Genomic DNA, 23,240 nt, shown 5'->3' on the forward strand with positions numbered 1-23,240 from the left:
AGCCAGACCTCTATTTTAGCCGCAAGCGGCCGGCCGGGCCGGTGGGCGGAAACCCGCAGCGCGGAAATGAAAAAGCCCGCCGGAGGCGGGCTTTTTCGGGGTGGGCGATGCGCCGCTTAATGGTGCGACGTTTCGACCTGCTGCATCGGGGTCGAGTCGACCGCCGGCAGCGCCTTGCGTTCGCGCGGCACGCGGGCCGGACGCGGCAGGTTCGACGCCGCTTCCTGCGCCGCGCGGAACTTGTCGGCGTCCGTGTTCACCCACACGAGACCGGCTTGTTCCAGCACGACATCGAGGCTCGCCGAAGCGGGGGCTGCTGCCGGACGAACCGGCGCCGGTGCCGCTGCCGGTGCGACAGCGGTTTCGACCGGTGCGGCTTCGACGTGAGCCGGCTCGACGGCTGCCGGAGCAACTTCGGCTGCGACGACCGGTGCCGGTGCGGCTTGTTCGACGGGCGCGGACTGCGGCGCTTCGATGGCAGCCGGCGCGGCCGGCACTTCGAACGCATCGGTCGGCGAAACCGCGACCGGAGCCGGGCCGGCCTCCGGAGCGGCAGCTGCCGCGACTGGTGCCGATTCGGCTGCCAGGGCAACTGCGGCCGGCTCGATCGGCGCGACCGGCGTCGCTTCGACGCGAACCGGTGCCGGTTGCGGCTCGACCGCGGCCGGTGCGACCGCTTCAGCACGCTGCTCGACTGCTGCTTCGGCAACGACGGCACCTGCCGCGGCGACAGCTGCCACGGCGGCCGGTGCGGCCGTACGGGCCGGCTCGATCGCGCTCGGCGCTTCCGCCGTCACGGTCTGCGCGGCGGCTTCACCGTCTGCACCTTGCTCGGCATGCTCGCCGACTGCGCCTTCGTCCTCGCGCTCGCGACGACCACCGCGGCGGCCGCGGCGGCGGCGGCGACGTTCCTCGCCGTCACGTGCGCCAGCTTCCGCGTCGGCGGCCACATCGGCACCCGGCAGGGCAGTTGCGGCGATCTGGTCGACTTCCGCTTCCGGGTGGTTCTCGCCACGCGTGACGGTCTCGAGCGTAGCCGCATGCTGCGTCGGTTTGCGGCGTTCACCCCGTTCGCGACGCTCGCCGCGTTCCTGGCGCTCGCCGCGGCCGGCTGCCTCGACGGCTTCCGGCTGCTCGGTGTGCTCGCGCGGTTCGCGGTTCTCGCGCGGTTCGCGCGGCTCACGGCTTTCACGCGGCTCGCGCGGCTCGCGCGGTTCGCGGCCTTCGCGCGGGCCACGGCCCTCGCGACCTTCGCGGCCCTCACGACCTTCACGGTTTTCGCGCGGCTCGCGGCCTTCACGCGGTTCGCGACCCTCGCGCGGTTCACGCGGCTCGCGCGCTTCCTTGCCTTCGCGTTCCTGGCGTTGCGACTGGCCACGGCCTGCCGCTGCCTGGTCGCGACCACCCTGAGCCTGCTGGGCGCCGCCACGACGATTGCGGTTGCGATCGCCGCCGCGCTGCTCGGTCTTCTCGGTCCGCTCGCGGGCCGGACGGGCAGCCTGTTCCTTTGCCGGTGCCGGTGCAACCGGCGCAGGCGCCGGAGCCGGCGAGATGCCGAACAGACCCTTCAGCCAGCCGATGAAGCCGCCGCTCGCCGCGGCGACCGGTGCGGGTGCCGCAACCGGCTCGACCGGGCGCTGCGGTGCCGGGCTCGGCGCCGGACGCTCGGGCGTGATGCCCTTGACCGCCGCTTCCTGCTTCGGCTTCACTTCTGCCGCGCGCTTGCTGTAGCCGGTTTCCGACTCCAGTTCGCGGGCGGCTTCCTCGGCCATCTTCCAGGACGCGCGCGGATCGTCGAGGCGCGCGTCGTCATGGCGCAGGCGCTCGAGCTTGTAGTGCGGCGTATCGAGGTGCTTGTTCGGGATCAGCACGATGCCGACCTTGAAACGCGACTCGATCTTGTTGATTTCCTGGCGCTTTTCGTTGAGCAGGAAGGCGGTCACCTCGACCGGCACCTGGCAGTGGATCGCCGCGGTGTTCTCCTTCATCGCTTCTTCCTGAATGATCCGCAGGACCTGCAGCGCGGACGATTCGGTATCGCGGATGTGGCCGGTGCCGTTACAGCGCGGGCACGTCACGTGGCTGCCTTCCGACAGGGCCGGACGCAGGCGCTGGCGCGACAGTTCCATCAGGCCGAAGCGGGAGATCTTGCCCATCTGCACGCGCGCACGGTCGTGCTTGAGCGCGTCCTTCAGGCGTTGCTCGACTTCGCGCTGGCTCTTCGCCGATTCCATGTCGATGAAGTCGATCACGATCAGGCCGCCGAGGTCGCGCAGGCGCAGCTGGCGGGCCACTTCGTCGGCCGCTTCGAGGTTCGTGCGGGTTGCCGTTTCCTCGATGTCCGCGCCCTTGGTCGCACGCGCCGAGTTCACGTCGATCGCGACGAGCGCCTCGGTGTGGTCGATCACGATCGCGCCGCCCGACGGCAGCGGCACCGTGCGCGAGTACGCGGTCTCGATCTGGTGCTCGATCTGGAAGCGGGAGAAGAGCGGCACGTCGTCGTGGTAGCGCTTCACCTTCGACACGTTGTCCGGCATCACGATGTCCATGAACGCACGGGCCTGATCGTAGATCTCGGTCGTGTCGATCAGGATTTCGCCGATATCGGGCTGGAAATAGTCCCGGATCGCGCGGATCACGAGGCTCGATTCCAGATAGATCAGCATCGGCTGGCCGGCATTGCCGCTTTGCGACGCCGCTTCGATCGCGCGCCACAGCTGCAGCAGGTAGTTCAGGTCCCACTGCAGTTCCTCGGCGCTGCGGCCGATGCCCGCGGTGCGGGCGATCATGCTCATGCCGTCCGGAATCTGCAGCTGCGCCATGGTTTCGCGCAGTTCCTGACGCTCGTCGCCTTCGATCCGGCGCGACACGCCGCCGCCGCGCGGATTGTTCGGCATCAGCACGAGGTAGCGGCCGGCGAGCGAGATGAAGGTCGTGAGGGCGGCGCCCTTGTTGCCGCGCTCTTCCTTCTCGACCTGGACGATCAGCTCCTGGCCTTCGCGCAGGGCATCCTGGATGCGCGCGGAGCGCATGTCGATGCCTTCCTTGAAGTACTGGCGGGCGACTTCCTTGAACGGCAGGAAGCCGTGGCGGTCTTCGCCGTAGTTGACGAAGCACGCTTCGAGCGACGGCTCGATGCGCGTGATGACACCTTTGTAGATATTGCCTTTGCGCTGTTCGCGCCCGGCTGTCTCGATGTCGATGTCGATGAGCTTCTGCCCATCGACGATGGCGACGCGCAACTCCTCCTGCTGCGTCGCATTGAACAGCATGCGTTTCATGAACGACTCCAGGCGGCTCCGCTGCCGGCGCCTCGCGGTTGTCAGTCGCGAGGGCGGGAACGACGGCAGGCCGCACCTTGTTGTGTTGTCACAAGCACGCTGGAGCGGGAACGATGGCGGGGAGAATTGCCTGAAGAGGCGCTTGGGCCCGAAAGACGGGGCCGGCGGCCGTAGGGCACCTGCGAATACGGTTTCAAAGCACGGCGTTCACACACCGCACGCTGCAAAAGCGCGCTAAGCCTGAGTCCGGGCATTGCCACGGGCGCGCGCAATGCGTCGCGCGCGCCGACGGGCGGCAGATGCTGCGGCTTGGGCCGCAGCGGGGAGTATCGAATCCAGCCCGACTTTCCCGCTTGGGGTGTACTTCCCTGGTTTGACGTCGCCAAGCCCCGCACGCTTCGCGGGACCAAATCGGGCGCAACGCCGTAATTTTCGCAACCGGCAGCCTGCGGACGCACCTCGCGCCGTCGGGCTGCCGATCAAATTCTTTTCAACCAACTTTCCGTTACCGCGGCGCCTGGTCGACCGAATCCGCCTGTGGGCGCGATCCTTGCCGACGGCGGCGCCGTGCGTGCAACTTGCTGCATCTCTTTGATTAGGGGCGAGCAGCAGACCCCCGGCGCAAGTAAAATAACGGTTTGCGCTTGCGCCTTGCCCGATTCCGTCGGGACCGGCCTGTCAGGCCACCCTCAACGTCAGGCTGGGCAAAATTATATTCAGTATGAATGAGTTAGGCAAAATATCCCAGAATTCAGTCGCAAGCGGCCAGGTATCGATGATCCAGATCGACGAAAACTCGGCCGGTCAGCGGATCGACAACTTCCTGTTGCGCGTCTGTAAAGGCGTGCCCAAAAGCCATATTTACCGGATCCTGCGCAGCGGCGAAGTCCGCGTGAACAAGGGTCGGGTCGACGCCCAGTACCGTCTCGCGTTCGGCGACCTCGTCCGCGTGCCGCCCGTGCGGGTGGCGGCCGCCGACCTCGCGCGCGCCGACACGCCGATCGTGCCGCCCGCGCAGTTCGAGGTGCTGTACGAAGACGACGCGATGCTCGTCATCAACAAGCCGGCCGGCGTCGCCGTGCACGGCGGCAGCGGCGTCGCGTTCGGCGTGATCGAGCAGATGCGCCAGGCGCGCCCGCGCGCGAAATTCCTCGAACTCGTGCACCGGCTCGACCGCGAGACCTCCGGGATCCTGATGCTCGCGAAGAAACGCACGGCGCTCGTCGGCCTGCACGAGCAGATCCGCGAGAACCGGATGGACAAGCGCTACTTCGCGTGCGGACACGGCGAATGGCAGCCCGACTGGGGTCGCCGCCGTGCCGTGAAGGCGCCGCTGTTCAAGTATTCGACCCCGGAAGGGGAGCGGCGCGTGCGCGTGCAGGACGATGGCCTGCCGTCGCACACGGTGTTCAACCTGATCGAGCGCTGGCCGGACTACGCGCTGGTCGAAGCGGAACTCAAAACGGGTCGGACCCATCAGATCCGGGTGCACCTCGCGCATCTCGGCCTGCCGATCGCCGGCGACGCCAAGTATGGCGATTTCGCACTGAACAAGGCGCTGGCGCGCGCGAACGCGCAACCGTCGCTCAAACGGATGTTCCTGCATGCGCACCGGCTGAAGCTCGCGCACCCGCTGACCGGCGAGGCGCTGCAGTTCGATGCGCCGCTGCCGGACGAATGCCGGCGCTTCCTCGATCAACTCCGCGCTCTGCGCGATACCGCCTGACTCGCATGGCCCGACAGCAATTTGATCTGATCGTCTTCGACTGGGACGGCACGCTGATGGATTCGACTGCGCACATCGCGCACAGCATCCAGGCCGCCTGCCGCGATCTCGGCCTGCCCACGCCGTCGGACGAGGCGTCCCGCTACGTCATCGGCCTCGGCCTGCGCGATGCACTGCAGATTACTGCTCCGACCCTCGATCCGTCCGACTATCCGCGGCTGGCCGAACGCTACCGCTATCACTACCTGCTGGACGATCAGCGCATCGAACTGTTCGCCGGCGTGCGCGAACTGCTCGCGGAATTGCGCGATACCGGCTACCTGCTCGCGGTCGCGACCGGCAAGGGCCGGGTCGGGCTGAACCGCGTGCTCGACCAGTCGAAGCTCACGAGCCTGTTCGATGCGACGCGCTGCGCGGACGAAACGTTCTCGAAGCCGCACCCGGCGATGCTGCACGAACTGACCCGTGAATTGGGGCAGGATCTGGCGCGCACCGTGATGATCGGCGACACCACGCACGACCTGCAGATGGCCGCGAGTGCAGGGGCGGCCGGCATCGGCGTCGCATACGGCGCGCACACGGCCGACGCGCTGGCCGCGCTGACACCGCGCTTCGTCGCGCCGGACGTCGGCGCGCTGGCGGCGTGGTTGCGGGAGCACGCATGAGCGCGGCGCCGGATGCCGTGCGCGTGTGCGCGTCGGACGCGCTGGCCGACGGCGGCGCCGGCGTGCGCGTCGATGCGACGCTGCGCGGCGACGAGGCAGTCGTGTTCTTCGTGCGCTACGAAGGCCGTGCCTACGGCTACCTGAACCGCTGCGCGCACGTGCCGATGGAGCTCGACTGGGCCGAAGGGCAGTTCTTCGAGTCATCGGGCCTGTACCTGATGTGCGCGACGCACGGCGCGATCTACGCGCCGGATACCGGCAAGTGCGTCGGCGGCCCGTGCCGCGGCGGCCGCCTGCGGCCGGTCGAGGTCGACGAGCGCGACACGCCGGACGGGCGTGCGGTATTCTGGGTGCCGGATGCCGACCTGGGTCCCGCCGCTCCGCCCCATCCCGCCACGACCGACTGACGACACCACTGCATGGCCGACCAACCGAACCTTCCTGATTCCTCGTCCCGTCCCGACCCCCACGAACCGAACTGGGAGCGAGCGGCGCTCGAGCGGATCGCGCTTGCGGCGGTCAAGGAACAGCGCGCTGCGCGGCGCTGGAAGATCTTCTTCCGCTTCGCGTTCCTCGGCGTGTTCGTGCTGCTCGCGTTCGCGCTGATCGATTTTTCGAGCGACTCGAAGTTCTCGTCGAGCGGGCGCCACACGGCGCTCGTGACGATCGACGGCGAGATCGCGGCGGGCACCAACGCGAACGCCGACGACATCAACACGGCGCTGGATGCCGCTTTCGACGACAGCGGCACGGCCGGCGTCGTGCTGCGGATCAACAGCCCGGGCGGCAGCCCGGTGCAGGCCGGGATGGTCTACGACGAGATCCGCCGGCTGCGCACGAAGTATCCGGACAAGCCGTTGTACGTCGTCGTGACCGACATGTGCGCATCGGGCGGTTATTACATTGCGTCCGCCGCCGACAAGATCTTCGTCGACAAGGCGAGCATCGTCGGCTCGATCGGCGTGCTGATGGACGGGTTCGGCTTCACGGGCCTGATGGGCAAGCTCGGCGTCGATCGCCGCCTGCATACGTCGGGCGAAAACAAGGGCTTCTACGACCCGTTCTCGCCCGAGACGCCGAAGATGGATGCCCACGCGCAGGCGCTGCTCGACCAGGTCCATGCGCAGTTCATCAAGGCCGTGAGGGACGGCCGCGGCAAGCGGTTGCACGAAACGCCCGACATGTTCTCGGGCCTGTTCTGGACCGGCGAAAAGAGCGTCGAGCTCGGGCTCGCCGACGGCTACGGCACGACCGACACGGTCGCGCGCGACGTGCTGAAGGCGCCGGATCTCGTCGACTACACGGTGAAGGAAAGCCTGACGAACCGCGTCGCGCGCAAGTTCGGCGCGGCGGTCGGCGGTGCCGCGATGAAGGCGCTCACCGCAGGCGGCACGTCGTTCAGCCTGCGCTGAGCAGCGGCCGGCCGGCGCCGCGGCGAACGGGGCAGGGCGCCCCGTGTCGCGCGGCTGCCGCGGGTGCCGGCCTCTAGTTCGCGAGCAGCAGGAAGATAGCTGGGCGCTTCTGCAGATTCGGCGCAGGCGTCTTTTTCCAGTCCGCCACGGAGCGGCTGGCGATCGTCTCGGTCTCGAGGGTCAGGTCGGCCGCGACGCAGATTTGCGTCGACGGCGCGCAGGTCGCGACGAGCGTGTCGAGCATCGCCTGGTTCCGGTACGGCGTTTCGATGAAGATCTGCGTCTGGCGCGCCTTGCGTGACAGTTGCTCAAGTTCGCGCAAGCGCTTCGCACGCGCGGCCGCGTCGACCGGCAGGTAGCCGTTGAACGCGAAGCTCTGGCCGTTCAGGCCCGACGCCATCAGCGCGAGCAGGATCGAACTCGGTCCGACGAGCGGCACGACCTTCACGCCGCGCTCGTGCGCGCGGCGCACCAGCAGCGCGCCCGGATCGGCGACGGCCGGGCAGCCGGCTTCCGACACGAGGCCGGCGTCCGCACCGGCCAGTATGGGCGCGAGCAGCCGGTCGATGGCGCCGGCCGGCGTATTGACGTTCAGTTCGCTGATCTCAATTTCCTGGATCGGCCGCGTCGTGCCGATCTTCTTCAGGAACGCGCGGGTCGTTTTCGCGTTTTCGCCGATGTAATAGCCGAGTGTGCCGGCGCGCGCCTGCACGGCGGCAGGCAGCACGGCGGCGAGCATCGATGCGTCGCCCTCGCCGAGCGTATTCGGGACGAGATAGAGCGTGCCGGCGGTCATGCGCGGTCTCCTTGGGGTGCGGCGAACAGCGGATAACCGACGGCGCGCAGCATCCGCGTGAGCGCGATCAGAGGCAGGCCGACGAGCGCCGTCGGGTCGTCGGAGTCGATCGCGTCAAGCAACGCGATGCCGAGCCCTTCGGACTTCGCGCTGCCGGCGACGTCGTACGGCGTTTCCGCGCGCAGGTACGCATCGAGTTCGGCTTCGGGCAGCGAGCGAAAGCGCACGTGCGTGACGACGTCCTCGCTCTGCGTTTCGCCGGTGCGGCTGTCGTAAAGGCTGAGCGCGCTGTGGAATTCGACGTCGCGGCCCTGCATCGACAGGAGCTGCGCGAGCGCGCGCTCGTGCGTGCCGGGCTTGCCGACCTGGTGGCCGTCGAACGTCGCGACCTGGTCCGACCCGATCACGAGCACGCCGTCCGGCGCGTCGATCGTCGCGGCGACCGCGCGCGCCTTCGCGCCGGCGAGGCGCAGCGCGGTGGCGGCCGGCGTTTCGCCCGCGAGCGGGGTTTCGTCGAGGTCGGGCGACACGACGTCGAACGGCATGCCGAGGCGCTCGAGGAGCGCGCGGCGATAGCGGGAACTGGAGGCAAGAATCAGCCGCGGTGGGCGGCAAACGGTATCCGGCATGGTCGGTTGGGTCGGTGAGTCGTCAAGTGTGGTGCGGTGTTGCAAGGGCGCAAGCATAAGTGATTGACCGAAAAAGGTAAAACAGGTATGCTTTCCCGCTTTTCGTCGGCAGGCTTTCCGCAGTGGTGGCGCCTGCCGGGTCTTCGGAAGTAAAGTACGTAATCGTGCGAGGCGTACGCGGCGTAGATCGCGTACGTGCGCGGCGCCAGTAGATCGCGTACGTGTGCGGCGTCAAATGAGTGGCGCCAGCAAGCCGGATCCCGCAAGTCAGCCTGTAGGCAGGAGCGCAACATGAACACTTCTTCTGGCAAGCCTGCGGCAGCGCTTGATCCGCACGCGGTCGACCTGTTCGAGTTCGCCCGCAGCGGGCGGCAGGCAGCGGGTGCCGTGCGCCTGTCGCAACTGCCGCGCATGCTGAACGAAGTGCCGGCGGACGCGCCCGATCGCGACACGGTCTTCACGTGGCAGGCCGAAGGGTTCACCCAGAAGGAATTGCAGGACGACGGCGCCGATGGGCAGCAGCCGTATCTGCGCCTCGCGGTGCACGGCCATGCGTGGCTCACGTGCCAGCGCTGCATGACCCCGTACGACCAGACGTTCGACGTCGACATGACGTACCGGGTCGTTGCGACCGAAGAAGAAGCTGAAGAATTTCCGCTCGACGACGATGAAGCCGATGTGATCGTGGGCTCGCGCCAGTTCGATCTCGTCGACTTGATCGAAGAGGAATTGCTGCTTTCGTTGCCGCTCGTGCCCAAGCACGAGGTTTGCCCGGCAGTTCACGAAAGCCTCGTGTCGGGTGCGAGCGGTCCTTCGGAAGAGGCGGGCGACGAGTCCGCCGAAGACGAGGACGAAGGCAAACGGCCGAATCCGTTCGCGGCGCTGGAAGCGCTGAAGAAGGACGGGGACGGCAACAAGAAACACTAAGCAGTTGTGGCGCGGGAAGGCGTAAGGGCTTTGGGCCAGGGTAGTTAAGCGCCGGATCGGGCTGTGTTAGAATCCGGAAAATTATTTAGGAGTTAGTCATGGCAGTCCAGCAAAACAAGAAGTCGCCGTCGAAGCGCGGCATGCATCGTTCGCACGATTTCCTGACGGCAGCGCCGCTGGCAGTCGAGCCGAGCACGGGTGAAGTGCACCTGCGTCACCACGTCAGCCCGAACGGCTACTATCGCGGCAAGAAAGTCGTCAAGACGAAGAACGACTAAGCGTCAAGTCACGCGTTGCGCGCTACGTTCGCCGTTCGCGTGACAACTGGTTCGCTTGACACTTTCCTGGCGCAACAAAAGGGCGGCATTCAACTGCCGCTTTTTTGTGCCTGAAATTCGTCGCATTCCATGACCGTAAAGCTCACAATCGATTGCATGGGAGGCGACCACGGCCCGTCCGTGACCGTTCCCGCGGCAGTCAAGTTCGTCCGCGCGCATCCCGATGCGCACCTGATGCTCGTCGGCATCGAAAGCGCGATCCGCGCTCAGCTGAAAAAGCTGAAAGCCCTCGACGATCCCGCGCTGACCATCGTGCCCGCCACCGAAGTCGTGGCGATGGACGACCCTGTCGAAGTGGCGCTGCGCAAGAAGAAGGATTCTTCGATGCGAGTCGCGCTCAACCACGTCAAGGAAGGCGCGGCCCAGGCCTGCATCTCCGCCGGCAACACCGGCGCATTGATGGCCGTTTCCCGCTACGTACTCAAGACGCTGCCCGGCATCGAGCGGCCTGCGATCGCGTTCGCGCTGCCGAACCCGACCGGCTACACGATGATGCTGGACCTCGGCGCGAACGTCGACTGCGAGCCGCAGCACCTGCTGCAGTTCGCGGAGATGGGGCACGCGCTCGTCGCCGCGCTCGAAGGCAAGGAGCGTCCGACGATCGGCCTGCTGAACATCGGCGAAGAGGTCATCAAGGGCAACGAGACCATCAAGCGCGCCGGCGAACTGCTGCGCGCCAGCACGCTGAATTTCCGTGGCAACGTCGAAGGCAACGACATCTACAAGGGTACGGTCGATGTGATCGTCTGCGACGGCTTCGTCGGCAACGTCGCGCTGAAGACGTCCGAAGGGCTCGCGCAGATGCTGTCGGACATCATCCGCGAGGAGTTCGGCCGTTCATTGATGTCGAAGCTGATGGCGCTGCTCGCGCTGCCGGTGTTGATGCGCTTCAAGAAGCGCGTCGACCACCGCCAGTACAACGGCGCGGCGCTGCTCGGGCTGAAGAGCCTCGTGATCAAAAGCCACGGTTCGGCCGACGCCTACGCGTTTGAGTGGGCGATCAAACGGGGTTATGATGCCGTCAAAAACGGCGTGCTGGAGCGCCTCACGCGTGCGATGGCGGACAATTCGGTGTCGCTCGGCGACGGCGAACACGACGCGGGCGGCGCGGGCCCGACGAGCCCGGCCGCAGGCCATCACGCCGAACCTTCCGCTGCGCAATCCTCTAAAGCATAAATGGCCCAATCGACTCTCTATTCCCGCGTGCTCGGCACGGGCAGCTACCTGCCGCCCGACCGCGTCACGAACCAGCAGCTCGCCGACCGTCTCGCGAAGGAAGGCATCGAGACGAGCGATGAGTGGATCGTTGCGCGCACGGGCATCCATGCGCGCCATTTCGCCGCACCGGACGTCACGACGAGCGATCTCGCGCTCGAGGCGGCGCGCCGTGCGATCGAGGCGGCCGATATCGATCCGCAGTCGATCGACCTGATCATCGTCGCGACTTCGACCCCCGATTTCGTGTTCCCCAGCACGGCTTGCCTGCTGCAGAACAAGCTCGGCATCAAGAACGGTGGCGCGGCATTCGACGTGCAGGCCGTGTGCTCGGGCTTCGCCTATGCGATGGCGACGGCCGACAGCTTCATCCGCAGCGGCCAGCACCGCACGGCGCTTATCGTCGGCGCGGAGACGTTCTCGCGCATTCTCGATTTCAAGGACCGCACGACCTGCGTGCTGTTCGGCGACGGCGCGGGCGCGGTGATCCTGTCCGCATCGGAAGAGCCGGGCGTGCTCGGCAGCGCGCTGCACGCGGACGGCAGCTATTCGAACATCCTCTGCACGCCGGGCAACGTCAATCGCGGTGTGATCGACGGCAGCGCGTTCCTGTACATGGATGGGCAGGCCGTGTTCAAGCTCGCGGTCAACGTGCTCGAAAAGGTCGCGATCGAGGCGCTCGCCAAGGCGAATCTCGCGCCCGAGCAGGTCGACTGGCTGATTCCGCACCAGGCCAACATCCGCATCATGACCAGCACCTGCCGCAAGCTCGGCCTGCCGCAGGAGCGCATGGTCGTGACGGTGGACCAGCACGGCAACACGTCGGCTGCGTCGATCCCGCTGGCGCTCGACGCCGCGGTGCGCGACGGCCGCATCCAGCGCGGTCAGCACGTGCTGATCGAAGGCGTCGGCGGCGGCTTCACGTGGGGCGCGTCCGTCTTCCGCTACTGATCCGCGGCGCGCAACTGCTGCGCGCGGATCCCGAACCGGCGCGCCGTTCGCGCGCGCCGTCCGAATCGATTCAATTGGGGACGATATGAAATTCGCATTCGTTTTTCCGGGGCAGGGCTCGCAGTCGGTCGGCATGCTCAACGCATTCGCCGATCTGGCCGTCGTGCGCGAGACGCTCCAGGAAGCATCCGATGCACTCAATCAGGATCTCGGCAAGCTGATCGCCGAAGGTCCGGCCGAAGAGCTGAATCTGACCACCAACACGCAGCCCGTGATGCTGACGGCCGCCTACGCGTGCTATCGCGCGTGGCAGCAGGCCGGCGGTCCGGCACCGTCGATCGTCGCGGGCCACAGCCTCGGCGAATACACGGCGCTCGTCGCCGCGGGCGCGATCGCGTTCAAGGACGCGGTGCCGCTCGTGCGCTTCCGCGCGCAGGCGATGCAGACGGCCGTGCCGGTCGGCCAGGGCGGCATGGCGGCGATCCTGGGTCTCGATGACGACACGGTGCGCGCTGTGTGCGCCGAAGCCGCGGAAGCGGGCGTCGTCGAAGCCGTGAACTTCAACGCGCCGGCGCAGGTCGTGATCGCGGGCGCGAAGGCGGCCGTCGAGAAGGCCTGCGAGATCGCGAAGGCGAAGGGCGCGAAACGCGCGCTGCCGCTGCCGGTATCGGCGCCGTTCCATTCGTCGCTGCTCAAGCCGGCGTCGGACCAGTTGCGCGACTATCTCGCGAACGTCGACGTGAAGGCGCCGCAGATTCCGGTCGTCAACAACATCGACGTCGCGGTGGTCAGCGATCCGGCCGCGATCAAGGACGCGCTGGTGCGCCAGGCCGCAGGCCCGGTGCGCTGGGTCGAATGCGTGCAGCACATCGCGGGCACGGGCGTCACGCACGTGATCGAATGCGGTCCGGGCAAGGTGTTGGCAGGCCTGACGAAGCGCATCGACGGCAACCTGGTCGGCGCCTCGGTGTTCGATCCGGCTTCGCTCGACGAAGCACTGAAGCTGGCGACCGCCTGACGCGGCGCCTTTCCTCAAGAGACGGATATTCGATTCATGGAAAAGACTCTCGATAAACAGGTTGCGATCGTGACCGGCGCATCGCGCGGCATCGGCCGGGCGATCGCGCTCGAACTCGCGCGCCTGGGCGCGACGGTGATCGGCACGGCGACGAGCGAATCGGGCGCCGCCGCGATTACCGCCGGGTTCGCGGAAGCGGGCGTGACGGGCCGCGGCGCGGTGCTGAACGTCAACGACGCGGCGGCTGCCGAAGCGCTGATCGACGCGACCGTGAAGGAGTTCGGCGCGCTCCACGTGCTCGTCAACAACGCGGGGATCACGCAGGACCAGCTCGCGATGCGGATGAAGGACGAGGACTGGGACGCGGTGATCGACACCAACCTGAAGTCGGTGTTCCGCCTGTCGCGCGCGGTGCTGCGCCCGATGATGAAGGCCCGCGGCGGCCGCATCATCAACATCACGTCGGTGGTCGGCTCGGCCGGCAACCCGGGCCAGGTCAACTACGCGGCCGCGAAGGCCGGCGTCGCGGGCATGACGCGTGCGCTTGCACGTGAAATCGGCAGCCGTGGCATCACGGTGAACTGCGTCGCGCCGGGCTTCATCGACACCGACATGACGAAGACGCTGCCGGAAGAACAGCAGGCCGCGCTCAAGACCCAGATTCCGCTCGGCCGCCTCGGCAGCCCGGCAGACATCGCCCATGCCGTCGCGTTCCTCGCATCGCCGCAGGCCGGTTATATCACCGGCACGACGCTGCACGTGAACGGCGGCATGTACATGTCGTAACGGTTTTCGTTTACCATCCGCGCCGTATCCCGTTTTTCAGGCGGATCGGTGCTTGATCGACCATCAAGCCAACGCGCGTTTTGGCGTCAGCAAACCTGATAAAATGCGCGCACTTGTAAATCTGAACTTTCCCTCGGAGGGGTAATGGATAACATCGAACAACGTGTCAAGAAGATCGTCGCTGAGCAACTGGGCGTCGCGGAAGCCGAGATCAAGACCGAAGCTTCGTTCGTGAACGATCTGGGCGCGGACTCGCTCGACACGGTCGAACTGGTGATGGCTCTGGAAGACGAGTTCGGCATGGAAATCCCGGACGAAGAAGCAGAGAAGATCACGACCGTTCAGCAAGCGATCGACTACGCTCGCGCAAACGTCAAGGCGTAAGCGCCTTTCGCGCTTGTCCGCCACGTCGCCGCGATCTTCGCGATTGACGCGCCATCCTGCCGGCTTCGTGCCGGACGGACTAACAGCCACAGGGCTCGCAGGGCTGATTCCTGTGGCCACTGTGGCTTTTGTTTTTGTCATCCAATAATGGAAAAGAGGTTACCGTGAGCCGCCGTCGTGTTGTTGTTACAGGCCTGGGGCTGATTTCGCCTGTTGGCAATAATGTTGCCGACGGCTGGGCCAATCTCGTCGCCGGCAAGTCCGGTATCGCCACCGTCACGAAGTTCGATGCGTCGAACCTCGCCTGCCAATTCGCGGGCGAAGTGAAGGGTTTCAGCGCCGAGGAGTACATCCCGGCGAAGGAAGCCCGCAACATGGATACGTTCATCCATTACGGCATCGCAGCCGGCGTCCAGGCCATCCGGGACAGCGGCATCGAAGTGAACGAAGCCAATGCGGAACGCATCGGCGTGCTGGTCGGCTCCGGCATCGGCGGCCTGCCGATGATCGAAGACACGCACCAGACCTACGTCGATCGCGGCCCACGCCGGATTTCGCCGTTCTTCGTGCCGGGTTCGATCATCAACATGATCTCGGGTCACCTGAGCATCATGTTCGGCCTGAAGGGCCCGAACCTCGCGGCCGTCACGGCCTGCACGACCGGTCTGCACAGCATCGGCCTCGCGGCGCGCCTGATCCAGGCCGGCGACGCCGACGTGATGGTCGCGGGCGGCGCCGAATCGACGGTGTCGCCGCTGGGCATCGGCGGCTTCGCGGCCGCGCGTGCGCTGTCGACCCGCAATGACGATCCCGCTACTGCGTCCCGTCCGTGGGACAAGGATCGCGACGGCTTCGTGCTGGGCGAGGGCTCGGGCGTGATGGTGCTTGAAGAGTACGAATCGGCGAAGGCGCGCGGCGCGAGGATCTATGCGGAAGTCGCGGGCTTCGGCATGGCGGGCGACGCGTACCACATGACCGCGCCGAACATGGACGGTCCGCGCCGCTGCATGGTCGCGGCACTGCGCGACGCCGGCGTGAACGCCGACGAAGTCCAGTACCTGAACGCGCACGGCACGTCGACGCCGCTTGGCGACAAGAACGAGTCCGACGCGGTGAAGGCGGCCTTCGGCGAGCATGCGTACAAGCTCGTCGTGAACTCGACGAAGTCGATGACGGGCCACCTGCTGGGTGGTGCGGGCGGCCTCGAATCGGTGTTCACGGTGCTGGCGATGCACAACAGCGTATCGCCGCCGACCATCAACATCTTCAACCAGGACCCCGAGTGCGATCTCGATTACTGCGCGAACACCGCGCGTGACATGAAGATCGACGTGGCCGTGAAGAACAACTTCGGCTTCGGCGGTACCAACGGCACGCTGGTGTTCAAGCGCGTCTGACGCTGAAATCGCTTGACGAGTCCATTCGATGCTCCGGCCGGGCGTCCGCAGCGCTTTGCGTTGCGGGCCTCGGCCGTGTCGTATGTGGTGCTGGCCGCGTTCGTCGCGGCGGCGGCCGCGTCCGCGTACCTGTTCTGGGCGCCGCGGGCCGGTGCCGCCGCCGGCGCGGGCGTGTCGGCGGCGACCGCCGCGCTGCTTGCCGTGTGTGCCGCACGGGCCTGTGCCCGCCGGCTGCCGGCCGAGTTGCGGATCGATGCATTCGGGGAGATTGCGGCGTTTGGCCGCACCGGGCGCTTGCTGGCCCGGGGCCGCGTGACGGGCCATGCACACTGGAGCAGCCTGCTGCTCGTGCTGTCGGTCGGGCAGGGCGCCCGGCGCGCGCGGCCGTTGCTGATCCCGGCCGATGCGCTCGACGCCGCGTCGTTCAGCGCGCTGTCCGTGCTGGCGCGTACCGCGGGCACGGCGGGGCGGGCGTGACGGCGGCGCGGTTACCAGCCGTAACCAGCGGCCGGCGCCGGAACGCTACAATAACGTTCCGCGTTGCATCCCTAGTTAACGGATTTGTCAGGTGAGTGAAAAAGAAATCGATCAGGCTCTGGTCGAGCGCGTACAGAAAGGCGACAAGGCGGCGTTCGAACTCCTGGTCTCCAAATACCACCGCAAGATCATTCGGCTGATCTCGCGCCTCGTGCGGGATCCCGCCGAGGTCGAGGATGTGGCCCAGGACGCGTTCATCAAGGCGTATCGTGCGCTGCCGCAATTTCGCGGCGAGTCGGCGTTCTACACGTGGTTGTACCGGATTGCCGTCAATACGGCGAAGAACTACCTTGCGACGCAGGGTCGCCGGGCACCGACGTCCACCGAGGCCGATGCCGAGGAAGCGGAAACTTTCTCCGACGCAGACCAACTAAGGGATATCAACACGCCTGAGTCGATGTTGATGAGCAAGCAGATTGCCGAGACGGTCAACGCTGCAATGGCTCTGCTGCCCGAAGAACTGCGCCAGGCAATCACGCTGCGCGAGATCGAGGGCCTGAGCTACGAAGAGATCGCGGAAATGATGGATTGTCCGATCGGGACGGTCCGGTCGCGGATCTTCAGGGCGCGCGAGGCAATCGCTGCGAAATTGCGTCCGCTGCTCGATACGCCCGAAGGCAAGCGCTGGTAAGCGCGACGGGTGCAACGACGCGGGTCGGGGTCTAGTTACGGATAGAGTCGTGAAATCACGACGGGGTGTGTGCAAGATGGGGAGCATCATGGGGTCGGTCAATACGCAGTCGCAAGCGTGCTCGCGCGGCGAGCGCCTTTCCGCTCTGGTCGACGGTGAACCGTTCGACGGCCCGGATCACGGGCAGTTTCTGGCTGAGCTCGACCGCGCGGATCGCGCTGCGTGGGCCCATTACCACCTGATCGGCGATGCGCTGCGCTCGGACGAGCTCGCGCTGTCGCCCGCGCTGAGCGTCGCGTTCACCGCGCGCATGTCCGCCGCGCTCGAAAGCGAGCCGCACCTGCTCGCCCCGGCCGCCGCGCCCGTCGCGCGCAAGCTGCTGTCGCTGCGCCGGCGTGTCGTGCCCGCGTTCGCGGTGGCCGCCGCGGCAGCCACGCTGACGTGGATCGTCGTCCCGCAGATGCAGACGGCGGGTGCGCCGGGCGCCGTCCAGGTCGCATCGGCAGGCGCGCCGCAAGGCAGCAACCTGCAGCGCGTGACGGTTGCACAGGCATCGGCGCAGCCGGGCCTGCAGGACGTCAACATCATCCGCGACGCAAGTCTCGACCAATACCTTGAAGCGCACCAGCAATTCGCGCAGCAGCCCGTCGTCACGGGCTCGATGCCGCTGATCCGCGCTGCCGTGACCACCACGCCAGGCCAATAAACCCGATGCGGACATTGCAGTTGAATCACGCCATCTCCGGATGGAAGCGGCTGCCGGCTCTCCTGCTTTGCGCAGCCGCCCTGTTGTCCGTTCAATCCCTGCCTGCCAGCGCCCAGCAACCGGACGATCCCGTCGCGACCCGCAAGGGTGCGGCGGACTGGCTCGACCGCATCCAGCAGGCGGCGCAGCAGCAGAGCTACGAGGGTACGTTCGTCTACCAGCGCGGCGCGTATGTCCAGTCGTCGCGCATCGCGCATGTGGCGTCCCGCGACGGCGAGTTCGAGCGGATCGAGTCGCTCGACGGCAAGCCGCGCAAGGTGCTGCGGCATAACGACGAGCTGTACACGTTCGTGCCCGAGCGCAAGCTGTGCGTGGTCGAGCGCCGCCAGACGCGCGATTCGTTCCCCGCGCTGCTCGGTGCGGGCGGCGAGCACGTGATGTCGGTCTACGACGCGAAGCTGCTCGGCAAGGACCGGGTGGCCGGGATCGACGCGCAGGTGGTCGAGCTCGTGCCGAAGGATGCGTACCGCTTCACCTACAAGCTGTGGGCCGACGTCCGCACCGGGCTGCTGCTGCGTTCGCAGACGCTCGATGCGAGCGATCACGTGCTCGAGCAGGTCGCGTTTTCGCAGCTGCAGACGGGCGGCGCGACCGGTGACAAATCCGCGATCGCGGCCGGCATGCGTAACCTGAGCGGCTGGACGGTGGTCCGCCCGCCGGTCGCGGCGGTCGACATGGAAGCGCAGGGCTGGCAGATCGCGCCGACCATCGCCGGCTTCCGGAAGATTCGCGAGGTGCGCCGGCCGATGGCCGCGCGCGACGCCGGCGATCCGCCGATTCCGGTCGACCAGGCCGTCTTCACCGACGGCCTCGCGACGATCTCAGTCTTCATCGAGCCGGCCGAAAAGAATACGCGCAAGGAAGGCGCGGGCAGCACCGGCGCGACCCACGTGCTCGTGAAGCGTCGCGGCGACTACTGGATCACCGTGCTCGGCGAAGTGCCGCCGGCCACGTTGCAGCAGTTCGCGTCTGCCATAGAATACAAGGCTTCCAAGTAACGCTACGGCTTCCGACATGACGAAACTCACGCTGCGCAAAGTGTTCGCGGCGGCGGTGCTGTGTGCCTGCCTGCCGCTCGCCCCGCATACCGCGGCCGCGGTCACGCCGCCCGCTGCCAGCCTTCCCGATTTCGCCGATCTGGTCGAAAGGGTCGGGCCGGCCGTCGTGAACATCCGGACCACCGCGAACGTGCCGACGGCCGGCCCGCGCGGCGTGCTCCCGCCGGGCTTCGATAATGGCGACATGTCGGAATTCTTCCGGCGCTTCTTCGGCATTCCGCTGCCGCAGGCGCCCGGCAACGGTGGCGGCAGCGGCAATGGCAACCCGAAGAACGCGCCGGCGCCGGACAATCCGCCCGACACCGAGCAGAACCGCGGTGTCGGTTCGGGCTTCATCGTGTCGGCAGACGGCTACGTGATGACCAACGCGCACGTCGTCGACGACGCGGACACCATCTACGTGACGCTGACCGACAAGCGCGAATTCAAGGCGAAGCTGATCGGCGTCGACGACCGCACGGACGTCGCGGTCGTCAAGATCCAGGCGTCGAACCTGCCGGTCGTCGCGATCGGCGATTCGAACAAGGTGCGCGTCGGCGAGTGGGTCGTCGCGATCGGTTCGCCGTTCGGCCTCGACAACACCGTGACGGCCGGCATCGTGAGTTCGAAGAGCCGCAACACGGGCGATTACCTGCCGTTCATCCAGACCGACGTCGCGGTGAACCCCGGCAACTCGGGCGGCCCACTGATCAACATGCAGGGCGAGGTGATCGGCATCAACTCGCAGATCTACAGCCGCACCGGCGGTTTCATGGGCATTTCGTTCGCGATCCCGATCGACGAGGCGATGCGCGTGGCCGACCAGCTGAAGGCGACCGGCAAGGTCACGCGCGGCCGCATCGCGGTGGCGATCGGCGAGGTGACGAAGGACGTGGCCGACTCGATCGGGCTGCCGAAGGCGGAAGGCGCGCTCGTCAGCAGCGTCGAACCGGGCGGTCCGGCCGACAAGGCCGGTATCCAGCCGGGCGACATCATCCTGAAGTTCAACGGCCGGCCGGTCGATACGGCGTCGGATCTGCCGCGCATGGTCGGCGACACGAAGCCGGGCACCAAGGCGACCGTCAGCGTGTGGCGCAAGGGTCAGGCACGCGATCTGCCGATCACGATCGCCGAGACGCCGGCCGAGACGACGGCGAAGGCCGAGCAGCGCAAGAGTGCGCCGCAGAAGCCGCGCCAGGCGAATTCGCTCGGCTTGACGGTTAGCGACCTTTCGGCGGATCAGCTGAAGTCGCTGAAGCTGAAGAACGGCGTGCAGATCGACGGCGTCGACGGCCCGGCGGCCCGTGCGGGCCTGCAGCGCGGCGACATCGTGCTGCGCGTCGGCGACACCGACATCACGAGCGCGAAGCAGTTCGCCGACGTGACCGCGCAGCTCGATCCGCAGAAGGCGGTCGCGGTGCTGGTGCGGCGCGGCGACAACACGCAGTTCGTGCCGGTGCGTCCGCGCCCGGTTCAGAAGTAACGCGCCGATGTTCACGCTCTACGGCCGCGGCTGGTGCCATCTGTGCGACGACCTGCGCGATGCGCTGGCGCCGGTGGCGGCCGAATTCGGCGTCGCGGTCGACTACGTCGACATCGATGCGGATCCGGCACTCGTTGCCCGTTACGACGAGGACGTGCCGGTGCTGTTGCTGGACGGCACGGAAGTGTGCCGCCACCGGTTCGATGAGGCGAGGGTGCGCGGCGCGCTCGCGGCCCGGCGCTGAACTCGGCTCCGCTGCCGGCCGGCCGCGCGTTGCGCGGGGCTTCCGGCGGTGGATCCGCCGGCCAGGGCCTCCGGCGGGGCGCCCCTGGCCGGGCGTCGCTAGCCGGCCGCCCCTAACCAGGCGTCCCAAATTACCGCCCGGCAAAGGCCTTTTCGGCTAAAATAAGCCGTTTTTTCACCGACTTACAAGGCGTGCTCCGCAGTCGTCGAGCGCGCCTTTTTCGCTTGATCGGCACTGAATGGATCATATTCGCAATTTCTCGATCATCGCGCACATCGACCATGGCAAGTCGACGCTCGCGGATCGCATCATCCAGGTATGCGGCGGCCTCGCCGACCGTGAAATGGAAGCGCAGGTGCTCGACTCGATGGATATCGAGCGCGAGCGCGGCATCACGATCAAGGCGCAGACCGCGGCACTGTCCTATCGCGCCCGCGACGGCAAGGTCTACAACCTGAACCTGATCGACACGCCGGGGCACGTCGACTTCTCGTACGAAGTCAGCCGGTCGCTGTCCGCGTGCGAAGGTGCGCTGCTCGTGGTCGACGCGAGCCAGGGCGTCGAGGCGCAGACGGTCGCGAACTGCTACACGGCGATCGAGCTCGGCGTCGAGGTCGTGCCGGTGCTGAACAAGATCGACCTGCCGGCCGCGAACCCCGAGAACGCGATCGAGGAGATCGAGGACGTGATCGGCATCGACGCGACCGACGCGACGCGCTGCAGCGCGAAGACGGGGCTCGGCGTCGAAGACGTGCTCGAGTCGCTGATCGCGAAGGTGCCGCCGCCGAAGGGCGATCCGGCCGCGCCGCTGCAGGCGCTGATCATCGATTCGTGGTTCGACAACTACGTCGGCGTCGTGATGCTCGTACGGATCGTCAACGGCACGCTGCGTCCGAAGGACAAGATCAAGATGATGGCGACCGGCGCGCAGTATCCGGTCGAGCACGTCGGCGTGTTCACGCCGAAGTCGCGTAATCTCGACTCGCTGTCGGCGGGGCAGGTCGGCTTCATCATCGCCGGCATCAAGGAACTGACGGCCGCGAAGGTCGGCGATACCGTCACGCACGTGACCAAGGCTGCCGCCGAACCGCTGCCGGGCTTCAAGGAAGTGAAGCCGCAGGTGTTCGCGGGGCTGTATCCGGTCGAGGCGAACCAGTACGACGCGCTGCGCGAATCGCTCGAGAAGCTGAAGCTCAACGATGCGTCGCTGCAGTACGAGCCGGAAGTGTCGCAGGCACTCGGCTTCGGTTTCCGCTGCGGCTTCCTCGGGCTGCTGCACATGGAAATCGTGCAGGAGCGACTCGAGCGCGAGTTCGACATGGACCTCATCACGACCGCACCGACGGTCGTCTACGAGGTCGTGCAGAGCGACGGCTCGACGATCATGGTCGAGAACCCGGCGAAGATGCCGGAGCCCGGCCGCATCGCCGAAGTGCGCGAGCCGATCGTCACCGTGAACCTGTACATGCCGCAGGACTACGTCGGTTCCGTGATCACGCTGTGCGAGCAGAAGCGCGGCTCGCAGATCAACATGCAGTATCACGGCCGCCAGGTGCAGCTCACGTACGAAATCCCGATGGCCGAGATCGTGCTCGACTTCTTCGATCGCCTGAAGTCGGTGTCGCGCGGCTATGCGTCGATGGACTACGAGTTCAAGGAATACCGTTCGTCGGACGTCGTGAAGGTCGACATGCTGATCAACGGCGACAAGGTCGACGCGCTGTCGATCATCGTGCACCGGTCGCAGTCGCAATACCGCGGTCGCGAGGTTGCCGCGAAGATGCGCGAGATCATTCCGCGCCAGATGTACGACGTGGCGATCCAGGCCGCGATCGGCGCGCACATCGTCGCACGCGAGAACATCAAGGCACTGCGCAAGAACGTGCTCGCGAAGTGCTACGGCGGCGACATCACGCGAAAGAAGAAACTGCTCGAGAAGCAGAAAGAAGGTAAGAAACGCATGAAGCAGGTGGGTTCGGTCGAGATCCCGCAGGAGGCGTTCCTCGCGATCTTGCGCGTCGAAGACAAATAACAGGACTGATCCTTTTATGAATTTTGCGCTGATTCTTTTTGTGCTCGTCGTCGTGACGGGCGTAGCGTGGGTGTTGGACAAACTGGTGTTCCTGCCGCGGCGGCGCAAGGCGGCCGACGTGGCGATCGAGGAGTTCGATCGTCAGCAGTCGCGTATCGACAAGCGTTTCGCGGACGAAAACGCAGGGCAGACGCGTTCGAAGCTGCGCGACGAAAAGCTACGCCAGCCGTGGTGGCTCGAGTACACCGCGAGCTTCTTCCCGGTGATCCTGGCCGTGTTCGTCGTGCGTTCGTTCATCGTCGAGCCGTTCAAGATCCCGTCGGGCTCGATGGTGCCGACACTGCTGGTCGGCGACTTCATCCTCGTCAACAAGTTCGAATACGGCCTGCGCATGCCGATCACGAACACGAAGATCACGCAGGGCAGCCCGCTGTCGCGCGGCGACGTCGTGGTGTTCCGTTATCCGAAGGACGAGTCGGTCGACTACATCAAGCGCGTGATCGGCCTGCCGGGCGACACGGTCGCATACCAGGACAAGCAACTGACGATCAACGGCCAGCCCGTGCCCGAAACGCCGCTGCCGGATTTCTTCGACGACGAGCGCCAGAACTACGCGAAGCAGTTCGAGGAAACGATCGGCACGAAGAAGAACGCGATCCTCAACAATCCCGCCGTACCGCCGTTCGTGATGGGCGCCTACGACTATCCGTATCGCGACAACTGCACGTACAACAGCCGCGGCGTGATCTGCAAGGTGCCGCCCGGTCACTACTTCATGATGGGCGACAACCGCGACAACAGCGCGGACAGCCGCTACTGGGGTTTCGTGCCGGACAACAACATCGTCGGCCGCGCGTTCTTCATCTGGATGAACTTCGGCGACCTGAAGCGCATCGGTTCCTTCAACTGACCGCATTCGATTCACACGCAATACGCGACGCACGGGCCGCGTCGCGTATTGCCGAACTACTTTAAGAACCGGCGG

Annotated in this window: 23 protein-coding genes; 20 read left to right on the forward strand and 3 right to left on the reverse strand. The window is 66.5% G+C overall.

Annotated elements, in window-relative coordinates; translation table 11 throughout:
* Positions 1-116: 116 nt before the first annotated feature.
* Entirely contained in the window at positions 117-3,281 is a 3,165-nt protein-coding gene (locus U4Y91_RS31265; RefSeq protein WP_321808297.1) for an Rne/Rng family ribonuclease, read from the reverse strand.
* A 721-nt stretch (positions 3,282-4,002) separates the two neighbouring features.
* On the opposite strand from U4Y91_RS31265, the gene U4Y91_RS31270 reads away from it, so the two are divergent.
* From U4Y91_RS31270 to U4Y91_RS31285, 4 genes are read left to right on the forward strand one after another with little or no spacing between them, the layout of a single operon-like run.
* Positions 4,003-5,007, forward strand: coding sequence for an RluA family pseudouridine synthase (locus tag U4Y91_RS31270; RefSeq protein WP_321808298.1), 1,005 nt, complete (start codon positions 4,003-4,005; stop codon positions 5,005-5,007).
* Between the two features lie 5 nt (positions 5,008-5,012).
* Positions 5,013-5,672, forward strand: coding sequence for an HAD-IA family hydrolase (locus U4Y91_RS31275; RefSeq protein WP_044844782.1), 660 nt, complete (start codon positions 5,013-5,015; stop codon positions 5,670-5,672).
* Positions 5,669-6,079, forward strand: coding sequence for a Rieske (2Fe-2S) protein (locus U4Y91_RS31280; RefSeq protein ID WP_321808299.1), 411 nt, complete (start codon positions 5,669-5,671; stop codon positions 6,077-6,079). The genes U4Y91_RS31275 and U4Y91_RS31280 overlap by 4 nt, the downstream gene beginning before the upstream one ends.
* A 12-nt stretch (positions 6,080-6,091) precedes the next feature.
* The gene (locus U4Y91_RS31285; protein WP_321808300.1) at positions 6,092-7,084 is read left to right on the forward strand and encodes a S49 family peptidase; all 993 of its coding nucleotides are present in this window, start codon (positions 6,092-6,094) and stop codon (positions 7,082-7,084) included.
* 73 nt (positions 7,085-7,157) lie between these two features.
* Here the strand turns inward: U4Y91_RS31285 and U4Y91_RS31290 are convergent, their stop codons facing one another.
* Both U4Y91_RS31290 and U4Y91_RS31295 read right to left on the reverse strand, forming a co-directional pair.
* The gene (locus tag U4Y91_RS31290; RefSeq protein WP_124487460.1) at positions 7,158-7,880 is read right to left on the reverse strand and encodes an SAM-dependent methyltransferase; all 723 of its coding nucleotides are present in this window, start codon (positions 7,878-7,880) and stop codon (positions 7,158-7,160) included.
* The gene (locus U4Y91_RS31295) at positions 7,877-8,509 is read right to left on the reverse strand and encodes a Maf-like protein (RefSeq protein WP_321808301.1); all 633 of its coding nucleotides are present in this window, start codon (positions 8,507-8,509) and stop codon (positions 7,877-7,879) included. The genes U4Y91_RS31290 and U4Y91_RS31295 overlap by 4 nt, the downstream gene beginning before the upstream one ends.
* A gap of 291 nt (positions 8,510-8,800) precedes the next feature.
* On the opposite strand from U4Y91_RS31295, the gene U4Y91_RS31300 reads away from it, so the two are divergent.
* The 16 genes from U4Y91_RS31300 (at position 8,801) to lepB (ending at position 23,165) form a co-directional block, all read left to right on the forward strand.
* Positions 8,801-9,436, forward strand: a complete 636-nt coding sequence (locus tag U4Y91_RS31300) for a DUF177 domain-containing protein (RefSeq protein ID WP_321808302.1) — start codon at positions 8,801-8,803, stop codon at positions 9,434-9,436.
* 98 nt (positions 9,437-9,534) lie between these two features.
* Positions 9,535-9,714, forward strand: coding sequence for a 50S ribosomal protein L32 (rpmF, locus tag U4Y91_RS31305; protein WP_006051932.1), 180 nt, complete (start codon positions 9,535-9,537; stop codon positions 9,712-9,714).
* 129 nt (positions 9,715-9,843) lie between these two features.
* On the forward strand, positions 9,844-10,950 hold the full coding sequence (gene plsX, locus U4Y91_RS31310; RefSeq protein ID WP_044844776.1) for a phosphate acyltransferase PlsX: 1,107 nt from the start codon (positions 9,844-9,846) through the stop codon (positions 10,948-10,950).
* Positions 10,951-11,940, forward strand: coding sequence for a beta-ketoacyl-ACP synthase III (locus U4Y91_RS31315; protein ID WP_044844775.1), 990 nt, complete (start codon positions 10,951-10,953; stop codon positions 11,938-11,940).
* Between the two features lie 85 nt (positions 11,941-12,025).
* Positions 12,026-12,958, forward strand: a complete 933-nt coding sequence (fabD, locus tag U4Y91_RS31320; RefSeq protein WP_166725106.1) for an ACP S-malonyltransferase — start codon at positions 12,026-12,028, stop codon at positions 12,956-12,958.
* A 36-nt stretch (positions 12,959-12,994) separates the two neighbouring features.
* Positions 12,995-13,744: a 3-oxoacyl-ACP reductase FabG gene (gene fabG / locus U4Y91_RS31325; protein ID WP_044844773.1), complete on the forward strand. Its 750-nt coding sequence runs from the start codon at positions 12,995-12,997 to the stop codon at positions 13,742-13,744.
* Positions 13,745-13,888: 144 nt separating this feature from the next.
* Positions 13,889-14,128 (forward strand): acyl carrier protein, encoded by a 240-nt coding sequence (acpP, locus tag U4Y91_RS31330; protein ID WP_014897657.1) that lies wholly within the window; start codon positions 13,889-13,891, stop codon positions 14,126-14,128.
* A 164-nt stretch (positions 14,129-14,292) separates the two neighbouring features.
* Positions 14,293-15,525, forward strand: coding sequence for a beta-ketoacyl-ACP synthase II (fabF, locus tag U4Y91_RS31335; protein ID WP_321808303.1), 1,233 nt, complete (start codon positions 14,293-14,295; stop codon positions 15,523-15,525).
* A 12-nt stretch (positions 15,526-15,537) separates the two neighbouring features.
* On the forward strand, positions 15,538-16,002 hold the full coding sequence (locus U4Y91_RS31340; protein WP_321808304.1) for a hypothetical protein: 465 nt from the start codon (positions 15,538-15,540) through the stop codon (positions 16,000-16,002).
* Between the two features lie 91 nt (positions 16,003-16,093).
* The gene (rpoE, locus tag U4Y91_RS31345; protein WP_014897654.1) at positions 16,094-16,693 is read left to right on the forward strand and encodes an RNA polymerase sigma factor RpoE; all 600 of its coding nucleotides are present in this window, start codon (positions 16,094-16,096) and stop codon (positions 16,691-16,693) included.
* 88 nt (positions 16,694-16,781) lie between these two features.
* Complete coding sequence (locus tag U4Y91_RS31350; protein WP_321808364.1) at positions 16,782-17,399, forward strand: sigma-E factor negative regulatory protein; 618 nt, start codon at positions 16,782-16,784, stop codon at positions 17,397-17,399.
* A 5-nt stretch (positions 17,400-17,404) separates the two neighbouring features.
* Positions 17,405-18,457, forward strand: a complete 1,053-nt coding sequence (locus U4Y91_RS31355; protein ID WP_321808305.1) for a MucB/RseB C-terminal domain-containing protein — start codon at positions 17,405-17,407, stop codon at positions 18,455-18,457.
* Positions 18,458-18,473: 16 nt separating this feature from the next.
* Positions 18,474-19,979 (forward strand): DegQ family serine endoprotease, encoded by a 1,506-nt coding sequence (locus U4Y91_RS31360; RefSeq protein ID WP_321808306.1) that lies wholly within the window; start codon positions 18,474-18,476, stop codon positions 19,977-19,979.
* Positions 19,980-19,986: 7 nt separating this feature from the next.
* On the forward strand, positions 19,987-20,223 hold the full coding sequence (locus tag U4Y91_RS31365) for a glutaredoxin family protein (RefSeq protein ID WP_257767790.1): 237 nt from the start codon (positions 19,987-19,989) through the stop codon (positions 20,221-20,223).
* Between the two features lie 238 nt (positions 20,224-20,461).
* Entirely contained in the window at positions 20,462-22,255 is a 1,794-nt protein-coding gene (gene lepA / locus U4Y91_RS31370) for a translation elongation factor 4 (protein WP_321808307.1), read from the forward strand.
* A gap of 16 nt (positions 22,256-22,271) precedes the next feature.
* The gene (gene lepB / locus U4Y91_RS31375; protein WP_321808308.1) at positions 22,272-23,165 is read left to right on the forward strand and encodes a signal peptidase I; all 894 of its coding nucleotides are present in this window, start codon (positions 22,272-22,274) and stop codon (positions 23,163-23,165) included.
* Positions 23,166-23,240 lie beyond the last annotated feature (75 nt).

The organism is Burkholderia sp. BCC1993 (assembly GCF_905339865.1).
In the GTDB taxonomy this organism is placed as follows: Bacteria; Pseudomonadota; Gammaproteobacteria; order Burkholderiales; family Burkholderiaceae; genus Burkholderia.

What these genes read in the sequence shown, in the direction of transcription:
- U4Y91_RS31265 (WP_321808297.1), bottom strand. Translation starts at nt 3,281, where the DNA reads ATGAAACGCATGCTGTTCAATGCGACGCAGCAGGAGGAGTTGCGCGTC.
- U4Y91_RS31270 (WP_321808298.1), top strand. Translation starts at nt 4,003, where the DNA reads ATGAATGAGTTAGGCAAAATATCCCAGAATTCAGTCGCAAGCGGCCAG.
- U4Y91_RS31275 (WP_044844782.1), top strand. Translation starts at nt 5,013, where the DNA reads ATGGCCCGACAGCAATTTGATCTGATCGTCTTCGACTGGGACGGCACG.
- U4Y91_RS31280 (WP_321808299.1), top strand. Translation starts at nt 5,669, where the DNA reads ATGAGCGCGGCGCCGGATGCCGTGCGCGTGTGCGCGTCGGACGCGCTG.
- U4Y91_RS31285 (WP_321808300.1), top strand. Translation starts at nt 6,092, where the DNA reads ATGGCCGACCAACCGAACCTTCCTGATTCCTCGTCCCGTCCCGACCCC.
- U4Y91_RS31290 (WP_124487460.1), bottom strand. Translation starts at nt 7,880, where the DNA reads ATGACCGCCGGCACGCTCTATCTCGTCCCGAATACGCTCGGCGAGGGC.
- U4Y91_RS31295 (WP_321808301.1), bottom strand. Translation starts at nt 8,509, where the DNA reads ATGCCGGATACCGTTTGCCGCCCACCGCGGCTGATTCTTGCCTCCAGT.
- U4Y91_RS31300 (WP_321808302.1), top strand. Translation starts at nt 8,801, where the DNA reads ATGAACACTTCTTCTGGCAAGCCTGCGGCAGCGCTTGATCCGCACGCG.
- rpmF (WP_006051932.1), top strand. Translation starts at nt 9,535, where the DNA reads ATGGCAGTCCAGCAAAACAAGAAGTCGCCGTCGAAGCGCGGCATGCAT.
- plsX (WP_044844776.1), top strand. Translation starts at nt 9,844, where the DNA reads ATGACCGTAAAGCTCACAATCGATTGCATGGGAGGCGACCACGGCCCG.
- U4Y91_RS31315 (WP_044844775.1), top strand. Translation starts at nt 10,951, where the DNA reads ATGGCCCAATCGACTCTCTATTCCCGCGTGCTCGGCACGGGCAGCTAC.
- fabD (WP_166725106.1), top strand. Translation starts at nt 12,026, where the DNA reads ATGAAATTCGCATTCGTTTTTCCGGGGCAGGGCTCGCAGTCGGTCGGC.
- fabG (WP_044844773.1), top strand. Translation starts at nt 12,995, where the DNA reads ATGGAAAAGACTCTCGATAAACAGGTTGCGATCGTGACCGGCGCATCG.
- acpP (WP_014897657.1), top strand. Translation starts at nt 13,889, where the DNA reads ATGGATAACATCGAACAACGTGTCAAGAAGATCGTCGCTGAGCAACTG.
- U4Y91_RS31350 (WP_321808364.1), top strand. Translation starts at nt 16,782, where the DNA reads ATGGGGTCGGTCAATACGCAGTCGCAAGCGTGCTCGCGCGGCGAGCGC.
- U4Y91_RS31355 (WP_321808305.1), top strand. Translation starts at nt 17,405, where the DNA reads ATGCGGACATTGCAGTTGAATCACGCCATCTCCGGATGGAAGCGGCTG.
- U4Y91_RS31360 (WP_321808306.1), top strand. Translation starts at nt 18,474, where the DNA reads ATGACGAAACTCACGCTGCGCAAAGTGTTCGCGGCGGCGGTGCTGTGT.
- U4Y91_RS31365 (WP_257767790.1), top strand. Translation starts at nt 19,987, where the DNA reads ATGTTCACGCTCTACGGCCGCGGCTGGTGCCATCTGTGCGACGACCTG.
- lepA (WP_321808307.1), top strand. Translation starts at nt 20,462, where the DNA reads ATGGATCATATTCGCAATTTCTCGATCATCGCGCACATCGACCATGGC.
- lepB (WP_321808308.1), top strand. Translation starts at nt 22,272, where the DNA reads ATGAATTTTGCGCTGATTCTTTTTGTGCTCGTCGTCGTGACGGGCGTA.